Annotated in this window: 9 protein-coding genes and 1 pseudogene; 5 read left to right on the forward strand and 5 right to left on the reverse strand. The window is 45.9% G+C overall.

All coding sequences use genetic code 11. From position 1 onward, the window contains the following. Nucleotides 1-2: 2 nt before the first annotated feature. The 3 genes from dxs to QT992_RS07385 form a co-directional block, all read right to left on the reverse strand. Complete coding sequence (gene dxs, locus QT992_RS07375; RefSeq protein ID WP_333320841.1) at nucleotides 3-1,910, reverse strand: 1-deoxy-D-xylulose-5-phosphate synthase; 1,908 nt, start codon at nucleotides 1,908-1,910, stop codon at nucleotides 3-5. Between the two features lie 692 nt (nucleotides 1,911-2,602). After that, entirely contained in the window at nucleotides 2,603-4,741 is a 2,139-nt protein-coding gene (locus tag QT992_RS07380; protein ID WP_333339621.1) for a protein phosphatase 2C domain-containing protein, read from the reverse strand. 376 nt (nucleotides 4,742-5,117) lie between these two features. Beyond that, nucleotides 5,118-6,305 (reverse strand): RNA-guided endonuclease TnpB family protein, encoded by a 1,188-nt coding sequence (locus QT992_RS07385; RefSeq protein WP_333320844.1) that lies wholly within the window; start codon nucleotides 6,303-6,305, stop codon nucleotides 5,118-5,120. Between the two features lie 119 nt (nucleotides 6,306-6,424). On the opposite strand from QT992_RS07385, the pseudogene QT992_RS07390 reads away from it, so the two are divergent. Then, nucleotides 6,425-6,562: pseudogene (locus tag QT992_RS07390) on the forward strand (IS1 family transposase); the annotation flags it as partial. A 251-nt stretch (nucleotides 6,563-6,813) separates the two neighbouring features. On the opposite strand, the gene cimA reads toward QT992_RS07390, so the two are convergent. Beyond that, on the reverse strand, nucleotides 6,814-8,598 hold the full coding sequence (gene cimA / locus QT992_RS07395; RefSeq protein ID WP_445305364.1) for a citramalate synthase: 1,785 nt from the start codon (nucleotides 8,596-8,598) through the stop codon (nucleotides 6,814-6,816). Between the two features lie 75 nt (nucleotides 8,599-8,673). On the opposite strand from cimA, the gene QT992_RS07400 reads away from it, so the two are divergent. From QT992_RS07400 to QT992_RS07410, 3 genes are all read left to right on the forward strand, one after another. Then, complete coding sequence (locus QT992_RS07400) at nucleotides 8,674-9,012, forward strand: 2Fe-2S iron-sulfur cluster-binding protein (protein ID WP_333051432.1); 339 nt, start codon at nucleotides 8,674-8,676, stop codon at nucleotides 9,010-9,012. Nucleotides 9,013-9,312: 300 nt separating this feature from the next. Further along, nucleotides 9,313-10,410, forward strand: coding sequence for a glycine oxidase ThiO (thiO, locus tag QT992_RS07405; RefSeq protein WP_333232783.1), 1,098 nt, complete (start codon nucleotides 9,313-9,315; stop codon nucleotides 10,408-10,410). A gap of 125 nt (nucleotides 10,411-10,535) precedes the next feature. After that, nucleotides 10,536-10,739 carry a hypothetical protein gene (locus QT992_RS07410; protein ID WP_333232785.1) on the forward strand — a complete coding sequence of 68 codons (204 nt, stop codon included), beginning with the start codon at nucleotides 10,536-10,538 and terminating at the stop codon, nucleotides 10,737-10,739. A 135-nt stretch (nucleotides 10,740-10,874) separates the two neighbouring features. Here QT992_RS07410 and QT992_RS07415 read toward each other — a convergent pair whose 3' ends face one another. Then, entirely contained in the window at nucleotides 10,875-11,342 is a 468-nt protein-coding gene (locus tag QT992_RS07415) for a hypothetical protein (RefSeq protein ID WP_333051426.1), read from the reverse strand. Between the two features lie 551 nt (nucleotides 11,343-11,893). Between QT992_RS07415 and QT992_RS07420 the strand changes: the two genes are divergently transcribed. After that, the gene (locus QT992_RS07420; protein ID WP_333051424.1) at nucleotides 11,894-13,009 is read left to right on the forward strand and encodes a fatty acid desaturase; all 1,116 of its coding nucleotides are present in this window, start codon (nucleotides 11,894-11,896) and stop codon (nucleotides 13,007-13,009) included. Nucleotides 13,010-13,220 lie beyond the last annotated feature (211 nt).

Consider the following 13,220-nt stretch of genomic DNA (forward strand, 5'->3'; position numbering starts at 1 on the left):
ATTTACACGCTAACAGGAGACTGTTTGCGGCTGAATGTTGCTAAGATACGATCGCACATTTGCGACGGAGTTAATCCCAAACTGGCAAATGATTGTTCAGGCGTTGCATGATCTACCAATGTATCGGGTACACCCAACCGCATCACTGGAACAACAACATTATTGTCCAACAAAGATTCGGCTACTGCTGAACCAAAGCCTCCCATCAAACAGCCTTCTTCCATTGTGACAACTTTGCCGATTCGCTGTGCCAAAGGCAAGATTAATTCGGTGTCCAAAGGCTTGACAAAACGCGCATTGATCACAGTTGCTTCAATACCGTGTTCGCTCAGAATCTCGGCGGTTTGCATTGCCGGATAAACCATTGAACCGTAACCCAAGATCAGCAAATCGTCGCCGTTGCGGAGAATTTCGGCTTTGCCGATCGGCAACTCTTCCCAACCTTCTTCCATCAAAGGTACGCCGTAACCGTTGCCGCGCGGGTAACGCATGGCGATCGGGCCGCTTGTGTGGTTGATTCCCGTGACTACCATCCGCTGCAATTCTGCCTCATCTTTTGGTGCCATAATTGTCATATTTGGCAGACACCGCAAGAAAGAAATGTCGTACATTCCTTGGTGGGTGGGGCCGTCAGCACCGACAATGCCGGCGCGATCCAAACAGAAGAAAACTGGCAAGTTTTGGATGCAAACATCGTGAATTATTTGGTCATAGCCTCGCTGCACAAATGTCGAGTAAATTGCCACAACCGGGCGCATTCCTTCGCAGGCTAAACCAGCGGATAAAGTCACGGCGTGCTGTTCGGCAATCCCGACATCAATATACTGTTTAGGCAGTTTTTCATGAAGTTTATCCAGACCAGTTCCGGTTGCCATAGCAGCGGTAATGCCGACAATCTTCGGATTATCTTCTGCTAGCTTGACCAGGGCGTGGGCAAAGACTTTCGAGTAAGCAGGAGGCTTGGGTTTAGTGGAGGGAATGCCTTTGCCGGTGGCTAAGTTAAAGGGATTTTGGGCGTGATATCCTACTTGGTCTTTTTCGGCGATCGCATATCCTTTGCCCTTCACCGTCACCACGTGAACCAACACCGGCCCTTGAATGGTATGAGCTTGTTTGAAAGTGGCAATTAACTCTTCCAAATTGTGTCCGTCTACCGGGCCCATGTAAGTAAAGCCTAATTCTTCAATTACTGCTCCAACTTTCGAGACGGCCAAGCGTTTCATCCCTTCTTTGAGGCGTTCCATTTCTGGAGTAAAAGTTTCGCCCACAAAGGGAATGTGTTTGAATTGTTCCTCTAAGTTATCTTTGAGAAACTGCACCGGTGCCGACAATCGCATTTTGTTCAAATAGCGGGTAATTGCGCCGACGTTGGGCGAGATTGACATCTCGTTGTCGTTGAGCACAACTAACAAATTGGTTTTCGGCATATGGCCCGCGTGGTTGATGGCTTCGAGTGCCATGCCGCCAGTCAATGCGCCGTCGCCGATGACTGCTACAGTTTTAAAGTTTTCCCCCTTGAGGTCGCGCGCCATCGCCATTCCTAACGCTGCGGAAATGCTTGTGGAAGCGTGGCCTGCGCCGAAGTGGTCAAATTTGCTCTCGCAGCGCTTGAGATAGCCTGCAACGCCGTCTTTTTGGCGCAGGGTGTGGAATTGGTTGTAGCGGCCGGTGATTAATTTGTGAGGATAAGCTTGGTGGCCGACATCCCAGGTAACTTTGTCGCGATCGAGGTCGAGTGTTTGGTAGAGTGCTAAGGTCAGTTCGACTACACCCAATCCTGGGCCGAGGTGGCCGCCGCTAGCGGCTACAGTTTCTAAATGCTTTTCTCGAATTTGTCGGGCAATTTGTTCGAGTTGATGAATCGAGAGGCCGTGTAATTGGTTTGGGTGAGTCAGTTCGCTGAGATGCATATTTTAAAATCTTGCTCCTGTGAATCAGGACGAATCCTTAACAGATATAGGTTATGCCTGCGAGGTTGGGTACGCGCAAACGTTAGAATAGTTTAACGGTTATTTGAGAAAAACTGTTAGGCGTAAGATTTTTGTTAGTTTTGGCCTGGTAATTATAGTTAATAAATTGTGCGCCGTCAATCGATTTTAGATTTTAGATTTTAGATTCTAGATTTTAGAGGCGACCCCACGGATAAACGCGGGGGCTTGAGGATTTTCGATTTTCGATTTTGGATTGATTCCACGGATAAATCACGTCGCGGGTACCACCTTTGAAATTCGTGGTCAAGATAAAAAAAGCTTATGTTGTTAGTTGCTAATCGCTAATTGTTAGTTGAACTAAAATTATTAGGAATTTTAAACTGCTTTTTGTAGCGCTGGCTGACTTTTTAGCCATCTTGTTTCTGCAAGCGGACTATGATACAAAATCAATAACTGTGATGGGAGCATCTCATATTTGTAAAAACACTTCTTCTGCCTCTTTCCTTCTGCCTCTTTCCTTCGGCCTCAAATTAATTCAATACACCTCTTGCAAAAATAATTAGCACGGGCTCTGGGGCCATCCCACAAGAAAAAATAACTATTGTGGGATGGGCCCCAGAGCCCGTCCCATCAATTGAGGAAAAGGATTTTTGCAAGAGGTCTAATCTCCCTTACTCCGCTGATGGCAAAGGAGTTTCCGCTTCTTCGGGCGGCGGAATTTCCGCAGGACTCGATTCGGGCGACGGCGAGGGACTCTCGCTATCGGGCAGCGGAATTTCCGCAGGACTCGATTCGGGCGACGGCGAGGGACTCTCGGCCCCTGGGGAGGGAGTCTCCGAAGGACTTGGGGCGGGAGTTTCCGGCGGTGGGGGAAGTTGTGCGGGCTCTGGCTGGGGGCTTTGGTGGCTTTGCACCCACAAACCTAAACCGCCACCGGCTAATATCAGCCCCAACACCCCCAGTAGGGGCAGCGGCAGCTTGGATCGCTGTTTTTGAACGGGTTCCGGGGCGGGGGAAGTTTCGGGGTACAACAACTGTTTGGACGATTCTGAAAGCTGAGATTCTGGAATCCTCCCGGACTTTTGTAGGGATCGCGGCAGGGACGGCGGCAGCGACGCCGAGGCTGACACTGGCGCTGACGCCACCGCTGACGCCACCGCCGGATCGAACAGTACCAATCTCTCCGGCGACATCCGACAGTGAGTCGCCACCACAGAGGTATTGTCATAACCGTTTTTCTCGTTGGCGAGACGAATCCAAGACTGAACTGCGGCTTCCAAAGACATTTTGCCCTCAAGCACCTCTGGGCCATAATTCTCCCAAGATTTCTCTACCCAGTCGTTGTCGCTCAAACCGTCGGAACACAGCAGCAGTAAGCCTTCCTCTTCGACAATAAATCGCTGAATCGTCGGGCGCAGGAAATCGGCATCCCGCGTGCCCAAAGCTTGAGTCAGGGCTCCTGCATCCGATCGCAGTTGAGTCTCCCAGTATAAACAATGTCCTAGCTGGACTTCCCTTGAGGCTACGTCGTCGTCCACAGTCAGCCGGTGACAGTAATTTTTGCCAATCCAATAAGCGCGGCTGTCTCCAACATTGACTAAATAAAGTTCGTGGCTGTTATTGGATGGCAAATCCTCGGAAATTTTCACTTTTTGAGGCAACTGGAGGGCCATCACCAAAGTCGTCCCCATCCGTTGCCGCAACTCTTTTCCCTGCTCATTATTTTGAGCGGAAATCACATTATTCACAACTCTCACTATTTCTTCGAGTTGCTTAATTACCATTGTAGGCGTCATCAACTCTTCTTGTTGAGTGATTTCGGCGAGCAAATTTTGGATTAAAGCTTTCATGGACTGGACGGCTAATTGACTGGCAACTTCTCCTCCTTCGTGGCCCCCAACCCCGTCGCAAACCATTGTCAAGTAAGGAATTAGTTTGTCGCCGCCTGAAGTTTTGCTAAATTGAAAATCAGCAGCAGTCGGATAGCAACTGTCTTCATTTTGGGAGCGCTGCGGCCCGGTATCGGTCATGCCGACTACTTCTAAGTGCAGAGGCAATTTAGCGGCTTGTTCTAATAGTAAATCGTTTAGTTCCAGGGCGATCGCGTCGAAATTCATGCTGCTGCGGCGCATAAACTGACAAATCTCTCCGAGTTTCGACTGCACCTCGGGTTGCGCTGATTCCACCAAACCTGACCACACATCTCCCAAATCCCGCAGCGTCGGTACAAAATTGCCCCGGTGCAGTTCCAGCAGGCGTACCCGCCAACCTTCCACCCGCAAATTTTCCGGTACCAGCAAACTCGAAGCTACTCCCTGTTCCGACAGTCTCGCCCACAGTTGGAGCATTTGCCACAGCCAGTAAACTTGGCGCGCGGCGGTTGTCCCCGACCAAGCTTGTAAAATAGAAGGATACAGGCTGCCGAAATTATTGATGGGCACATTTTCCAACAAAAGCACCTCTGTCGCTTCCGGTGCTTCGCCTAGGGAACAAAAACCGTATACTTCCGGCGTATGCAGCCGTTGGGGATACAAATGCAGGTAAGGCATAATCGTATCCGGCAGTTGTTCCGGGACGCTCGGAGGCAGAACTGGACGGCTGTCGAGCCAGATTTGGGGTGCAATGACAAAGTATCGATCGGCTATTACCTTACCCGCCGGCACTTCCTCGGCTGCTTGTCCCACCACCCACACATAGCGATAAATTAAATCCGTTTGGCACGCTGCACACTGCTGGCGGCCAAAGGTATTGCGGGGATCGGCACAGCTAAGATTCGGGCAATAAATGGGTTCGGAGAAACTGCTGATCATATCGAAATAGTTTGTGTAAAAACATTCTGAAGATATATGATTCGCAAGCCCAAATTCATGAGCTTGAGAATAAACTGATTTTAGCCCCTATTAATTTCTTAACTGCCTTTGGGCCCCTAGAAATTGTAGTTTCTGCCAGTCTGCACCGGCTTAAATTGTAATTTAAGTTACTAAACTCAGACTTGGAGTACGATGGAAGCCTCAACCTGGTACCGCTGCGCGAAAAATCGCTCTGAGGGGCTGCAAGTCGCAAACCCTTGCATAGTCAGTTGTTGGCAATTCTTAAATCTTAAATTTCCAATCTAAGATCTAAATAGTATCACCTATTCTTTTTTTGACATCCTCCCCGCCCTAGAAGGGCGAGGATTCCCAAGACTCACGACTTGGGTTTCTGCTTCTGTCCCCTAGGGGATTTCGCACCAGCCTTAACAGATTTACTCTGTTGGGGTCTTACAGTCGCTCCACAGACTGAAACGGCAAGCCCTGCCGCCAAAATATTTTTTGCCGCATTTATATCTCGGTCATGGTGCGTATCGCACTTAGGACAATCCCATTCCCGGATATTTAACGGCATTTTTTCAACAATGTGACCGCAATTTCCACATCGTTTTGAACTAGGAAACCAGCGGTCAATCTTAATTAAAGTGCGACCGTACCAATCGCATTTGTATTCAAGTTGCCTGACTAATTCGCCCCAACTTGCATCACTTATAGCGAGAGCAAGTTTGGGATTCTTGATCATATTCTTCACAGCTAAGTTTTCTACGGCGATGGTTTGGTTCTCGCGCACCAACCGTGTCGTTAACTTGTGAAGGTTGTCTTTTCTCGCGTCAGCGATTTCTTGATGCACTTTCGCTACTTTAAGCCGTGCTTTGTGTCGGTTATTTGACCCTTTTTGCTTGCGGCTTAAAGCTTTCTGCGCTTTTCTAAGCTTGCGGTATTTTGCCTTGAACCCTTTGGGATTGCCAATCTTTTCGCCTGTACTTAAAGTGACCAAGCTTGTAACTCCTAAGTCGATACCGACTTGGTTTTCCGTCTTAGGCAAAGGTTCAATTTCAACATCTACCAACAAAGAAACCGACCACCTACCGGACGGTGCAAGCTTTACAGTAATAGTTGATGGCGTTGCGCCATCAGGCAGTGTACGGCTCCAGCGAATCGGCAACGGTTGTGTACTTTTTGCCAAGTAGACTTCCCCGTTCCTGAACTTGAATGCCGACTTGGTAAATTCTGCACTGCCACCGTTGCGTTTCTTTTTGAAGTTAGGATATTTTGCCCGTCCATCAAAAAAGTTGGTATAAGCTGTTTGTAGATGTCTCAAGCATTGTTGCAACGGCACACAGCTAACTTCGTTGAGGAAATCTAGTTCTTCAGTTTTCTTCCACTCGGTCAACATTGAAGAAGTCTCAGCATACCCCACTCGTTTCTGTTCTGTGTACCAAGCTTCAGTTCTTACTGCTAAAGCACGGTTGTAGACTAAACGAGTGCAGCCCAATGTGCGCCGCAACAAACTTTCTTGTTCCGGTGTTGGGTATAATCGATAGCTGAAGGCTTTTAGTGTCATTCTTGCTCTTAATTTGTTGTTTCACATAATAACACATATTATGTGAAATAGAGTGCTTTAACAAAAGCTAATGTAAAGCCGTCCTATAAGGACGGGGTTTCAGACCCCATTTTATTGATGAACAGCACAGAGGTTATGCTCAAGAAGTGAAAGACGAATGCCTACAAATGTATGTTAATGGCATGGGTTTTAGGGAGATTGAAAGAGTCAAAGGTGTACATCATACGACAATTATGAATTGGGTTAAACAACTAGGATAAGCTGTTGCACATTTAAACTGTGAACTAAAATTTGATAAAGTTCTTGTGGGGAGTAGGGGTTGGGCGTCTCGCCCGCACAAAAAACACGATTTAGATGCACAACAGCTTAACTCACAGCCCATAAAATTCTTATTAAGAATGATGCAAAATTTTAGGTTTCACCTTTTTTAAATTGGCTAACCTTCTCTTGAAATCGCCTGGTATCTATTTAAACATCGATATTCAGGCAACTTCTCTTCGCCGTTAACCTAATAACTCGACACAGTTAAAACGATCGCCTCCCTATCTCCCAACACCAAACCATACTCCAAACCCTCAACAACAGCTTGATAAGAAGCATCCAAAATATTACCAGAAACCCCCACAGTCGTCCAGCGGTCTTGACCGTTACTAAACTCAACCAACACGCGAGTTTTAGCAGAAGTTCCCGCACATCCGTCCAGAATTCGCACCTTATAATCGGTTAAATTAAAATCATTAATTGCCGGATAAAAATTCCGCAAAGCCTTCCGCAAAGCCGCATCAAGTGCCGAAACAGGGCCGTTTCCTTCCGCGCATTCCAGAATATCTTGACCGTTAACAGTCACTTTCACAGTTGCTAAAGAATTAACTGTTTCCTCCCTACCTTTATCGCAGTGAACTTGAAAACCTTTGATTTCAAATAAACGCTTGCGCTTTCCCAAGGCCTCGCGCATTAACAATTCAAAAGACGCCTCAGCACCTTCAAATTGATATCCCTGACTTTCCAAATCTTTCAATTTTTCCAAAATTTGGCGGCAAGCAGGATTTTTGCGATCGAGATCCATGCCAAAAGTGCGAGCCTTCGCCAAAACATTGCTCAAACCAGCTTGATCCGAAATCACAATTCGCCGCCTGTTGCCAATTTTTTCCGGTTCTAAATGTTCGTAAGTTAACGGATTTTTCTCAACAGCCGATACATGAATTCCGCCTTTGTGAGCAAAAGCCGAAAGACCCACAAAAGGAGCATGATCGTCGGGAGCAAGATTGACAATTTCACTAATCGATCGACTTACTTGAGTTAATCTAACTAATTGCTCGTCTTCAATGCAATTCTGACCCAACTTTAGTTGAAAATTAGGAATTAAGGAACATAAATCGGCATTGCCGCAGCGTTCGCCGTAACCGTTTATAGTTCCCTGTACCATCGTCACTCCTTCTTGCACAGCAGCCAAAGCATTAGCAACCGCAACTCCAGAGTCGTTATGAGTGTGAATTCCCAGTTGAACTTGAGACTTTATCCCCCCCTTAATAAGGGGTTGAACTTGAGACTTTATCCCCCCCTTAATAAGGGGTTGAATTTGAGACTTTATCCCCCCCTTAATAAGGGGGGGTTGGGGGGGGTTAATTTCCGATTCAGAAATATCCCAACTTTCTATTATTTCTGCCACCTCGCGAACAACCTGACTGACTTCGTGAGGCAAAGTACCGCCGTTAGTATCGCAAAGCACCAGCCATTCTGCACCGGCAGCGGCGGCTACTTCTAAAGTTTTAATAGCATAATCTCGATTGTCTTTGTAGCCGTCAAACCAGTGTTCGGCATCGTAAATAACGCGCCTTCCCTGACTCCGAAAATATTCAATTGTATCTCGAATCATCGCCAGATTTTCTTCTAGCGTGGTCTTCAAACTTTCAATAACGTGCAAATCCCACGACTTGCCAAACAGCGTCACCCAGCGAGTACCGGCGGACAAAATAGCCTGCAACATTTCATCATTAGCTGCCGTAGTTCCCGGCCGCCTAGTCGAACAAAAAGCTACAACTTCTGCTTGAGTTAGGGGCTGTTCTTTGAGACGCCAAAAAAATTGTACGTCTTTAGGATTCGCCCCCGGCCAGCCGCCTTCAATAAAGGGAATTCCTAAACTGTCTAACTGTCGAGCAATTCGCAGTTTGTCTTCGAGAGATAAGGAGAGTCCCTCACACTGAGCACCGTCTCGCAGCGTGGTATCGTAGATCCAGAGCCGATTTGTCATGGGAAATTGCGATCGAGAAATTGGTAATATATCACTTACCATATTAGATGAATTTATTTGAATTTAATGCGATAATATATAGGAAAATTAACATAAATCTAACTGGGGTAAATTGCTGTGGTCAAGGTACAAGCGCAAGGAAAAACATTTGAGTGCGATCGCGGAGCCAATCTCCGTGAAGTTTTGCTCAAAAACGGCATCGATCTCTACAACGGCAATGCCAAAGTCATCAACTGCCACGGCCTCGGCACTTGCGGCACCTGCGCCGTCACCGTCGAGGGCGAAGTTTCCGAGCCCCAGTGGCGCGAAAAAGCCCGACTTTCGGTTCCTCCCCATTCTCCCGCCTCCAACCGCCGTTTGTCCTGCCAAACCAAGGTTTTAGGCGATATTAAGGTGACAAAATATGACGGTTTCTGGGGTCAGGGTTCTGAAACTGTCTGGAAACCCCAAGGATAGATTTTTTGTTAAGAAAGGCTGATAGGACGATCGCCTTGCCAGATAATCTGTAAGACTTGCATAATAATTCTAACTGTAAGGTGTGCTTAGCGCACCTTACCCTCCAGAAAGCCGAGAGGTCAATCGATTTTAGATTTTAGATTTTCGATTTTCGATTGAAGCATTGACTTGCGCGAGATAAATACGTTCGGCAAGTTTCTCGGATACACGTTTTTTTTTTATTTCTCCACGGATGAATCCGGGGGCTTGTATCCTAGATGCTTGATTGTCAAAAAGCTCAGACAGTCCATATAAAAGTTAATGAATTCATCTAAAGATATTCTGATTATTGGCGGCGGAATAATTGGCCTTTCGCTAGCAGTAGAACTGAAATTGCGAGGTGCATCTGTCGCGGTTCTCACCGCCGATTATAAACAACCGACTACCCGGGCTGCCGCTGGAATGCTTGCCCCGCAAGCCGAACGAATTCCCCCCAGTCCGATGCTAGATTTGTGCTTGCAAAGCCGCGCACTGTATCCCGCCTGGGTGGAACAGCTAGAAGACATTACCGGATTGAAAACGGGATATTGGCGATCGGGAATTCTCGCACCACTTTGTCAAAATGAGCCTCAAGAAAAGCCGCTTTTGGCCAACCTTAATTATCAATGGTTGGACAGAGATACTGTTCGCCAGCACCAGTTTGGATTAGGTCAAGAAGTAATTGGCGGTTGGTGGTATCCTGACGACGCTCAAGTAGACAACCGCGCTTTATTTCGGACGCTTCAGGCCGCAACTAAAGAATTGCAGATTGAGATTATTCAAGGCAGTGCAGAGGAAATCATTCGGCAGAAAAACCGAGTTTTTGGAGTGGAAACAACGGCAGGAAAATTACAAGCTGACCGTTATGTTTTGGCTGCGGGCCCTTGGTCTGAGAAATTATTGGATATTCCTGTTTTTCCAAGAAAGGGACAAATGCTGTCAGTATGTGTACCAGAAGATTGTGGAGTTATCCAGCCCCTGCAAACCGTTCTATTCGGGACGGGAATTTATATTGTGCCACGTCAAGATGGCAGAATTATTATTGGCGCAACTAGCGAAAATGTGGATTTCACGCCGGGAAATACGCCTGCGGGAATCCAAAGTTTGCTAGCAGGAGCGATTAAGTTATATCCCGAATTACAAAATTATCCGATTTTGGAGTTTTGGTGGGGATTTCGGCCGACTACGACCGATGAATTGCCGATTTTGGGTGCTAGTGCTTGGGAGAATTTGACATGGGCTACGGGGCATTACCGCAACGGCATTTTATTGGCTCCGGTGACGGCTAAATTGTTGGCTGATTTGATTGGGAATCAGAAATCAGATCCGTTATTGGCTGCTTTTCATTATTCGAGATTTCCTGAATCTTGGAAGGTTTAAAATGGTAAATAGTGAGATTTGTTGCTTTTTTTAAGACGAGGCAGAGCCGCATAACGAGAAACGAAAGTCAACCAAAAGGATATTTTTTGCTATAATCTAATCAGCACAATAGGGTTTTGTAAGTTATGACTTTCAGTGATGTGGTCGAGACGATCAAGAATCTTTCTACTGACGAAAAGCAAGAGCTTCAACTGTTGTTGAAGCAATATCTCCGGGAAGAACGTCGCGAAGAGATATATCAAAACTTTAAGTCAGGGCAGATTGAACAACAAAAAGGTGAACTGAAATTTTTCGCTAACATCAATGAACTCCGAGTGACGAAAGAGTAATTTTCTACTTTACAGAAGACGGAAAAGCCGTGTTTGTAGATTTGGGAAGTCATCATGAAGTATATTAATCGACACAACAGTGGCTAAAGTACCGCTGTAAGTAGCGCGCCTAACCATTTTTTTGTAAGTCCTCAATTAGTTTGCATCCTGTTTTTTGGGTTGGTTTAATTCTCTGCATTTAGCGGCAGCCAAATCGTAAGCATTTTGGTAATCGCTACCGCCTAACATCAAATCGCCGTAATATTCATAAGGTTGATTGCCATAAATCGGCAGCGGGTCGTCTTCAGGATAATCTTCTTTTGATTCTTCTAGGATTGCTTTGAGTTTCTTGACGCTGAAGCGCTGGACTGGGAAGTAATGAATGTCTTGAGCGATGAAACCGAGATGGGGAAATGTTGGGTCAACAATTCGCTCGTCGAGTTCAATCCAGCTATACTCGATGGGTTTATATGGCACTCCGGGCACAGCTAAAAAGCCTTGAACATAAATTGCGCCCTCGGTGGCTAACGCTGCTTTACAGGCGTTGTCAAAGCAGTTTTTACGGTTGCTTTTGATGCGAGTCGCCATTTCAATAGAAAGCGCCTCATCTAATAGTTCGGTCATAATCCCTTCTAATCGCGTGTGCGATTAGATTGTAGCAAATCCGAGCTATCTCCGAGCACAAAAAACGCAGCCAATTGCGATCGTCCTTCAAATTCTCGTCTCAAGGAGTTGATCCAAAATCCTCTGCGCTTCTGGATGTTGTGTCAGCTTTGGTTTCCGGGGCGGGCGGTTTGTCGATCGCCCCTATCGCCCGCCCATAAAAAGTTTTCGCCAGTAGCCCAACTTTTGAGCGTGCGATCGAGTTGGGCTACAACCCGGTACAATAAAGTGTGCCACAGACGATGCAAGCAAAAATAGTGGCATAAATTACTGAATAGCCTGCAACCAACCAATCATATTAATGCCTTCCGGTGCAGCGATTTGTTCGGCTGTTGACAGGCTTCACAGTTTTTTCTGTAAACAAAGCAGAGTTGTGATAACCTCATAAATGTGCAAAAATCGGTTCCAACAAAACTTTGGGAAGAAACGGGGAAAGTCCGGGGTAAATCCGCCGCTGTCCCGCAACTGTGATGCTAAGCGAAGCACTTATCCACACACCATAAACATACTGAATGAAAAGCGCGATCAAAAAGTCGGATTTTGTGCTAGCTCCTTATATGAAGAGCAACAACTTGAAAGCTAGTTGCCAAATACTCAATACAGTGGTTCCTTATATATGCTTATGGTTTTTAGCATTTAAAGCTGCTGCCATTTCTGTATTCCTTCTTCCGCCGATAATGGTGTTGATGACACTTTTTTCAGGACGTTGTTTCTCTTTGATGCACGATTGCGGACACTATTCTCTTTTTAGTTCCAAAAAAGTCAATCGCATTATGGGTTTCCTGCTAGGTATCATCAATGCGATTCCTCAGTACCCCTGGTCGAGGGGGCACGCTTATCACCACAAACATAATGGTAATTGGGATATGTACCGCGGCCCTTCGGCGTTGATATCCACCGAAAAATTTGCGGCGCTAAGTCCATTTAGTAAAAAGATGTATCAGTTACTCCGACACCCATTGATGCTGTTTCCCGGTGGTTTTTTCTATCTAATTATTAAACCAAGACTCGCACTGATATTGGGAACTACGGGTTTTATCCGACATATTTTTGCTTGTCTAAATCAAGATTTTGGCATAGGTTTATCGGGAATCATTGCTTCTTATAAATCCAAACATTGGTATACGACGGCTGAATTTTGGGATTTACTGTTCAACAATATTTGTGTTGTTGGTAGCTGGATTTATCTGAGCAACTTACTGGGGTTTGGCTTTTTCTGGAGTGTTTACTCAATTGTCATGACCTGTTCGGCGGCAATATTTATCTGTATTTTCTTTGTTCAGCATAATTTTGAGGGTTCCTACGCTCATAAAGCCGAAGGTTGGGACTATATTCTTGGCGCAATTGAAGGCAGTAGTTACCTAAAATTACCGACTATTCTCAATTGGTTTTCTGCTGATATTGCTTACCACAATATTCATCATCTCTCTGAGCGAATACCTAACTATAATCTTCGGGCTTGTCACAATGCTAATATTCACCTGCTTGCTAATTCAAAATCACTGACAATCCGCGATATTCCTGACTGCTTCCAATTCATTCTTTGGGATGCTGCTTCAGATAGTCTGCAATCGATTAAATTATTTCAGCAACAAGAAGAAATTCCCTTCAGTAATGTAGCTAATTAAAATCGGGGGGCAATAAATTTGGTGGATTCTTGCTCCCCAAAATCCTATGATTAGGGATGCAGCGAGTGGGAGAAATTTTAACAGTAACTTTCCTATAGCCATCCTCGCAGGAGTCGTAAATTTTTGACCCCACCCCCACCCTCCCCTTACTAAGGGGAGGGAGTAAGAAATTCACAAATGATTTAGGATTGCTATAGTTAAGTAGGTGGTT

Origin of the sequence: Microcoleus sp. T3_D1 (assembly GCF_036700405.1) — a bacterium.
Taxonomy (GTDB): Bacteria; Cyanobacteriota; Cyanobacteriia; order Cyanobacteriales; family Microcoleaceae; genus Microcoleus.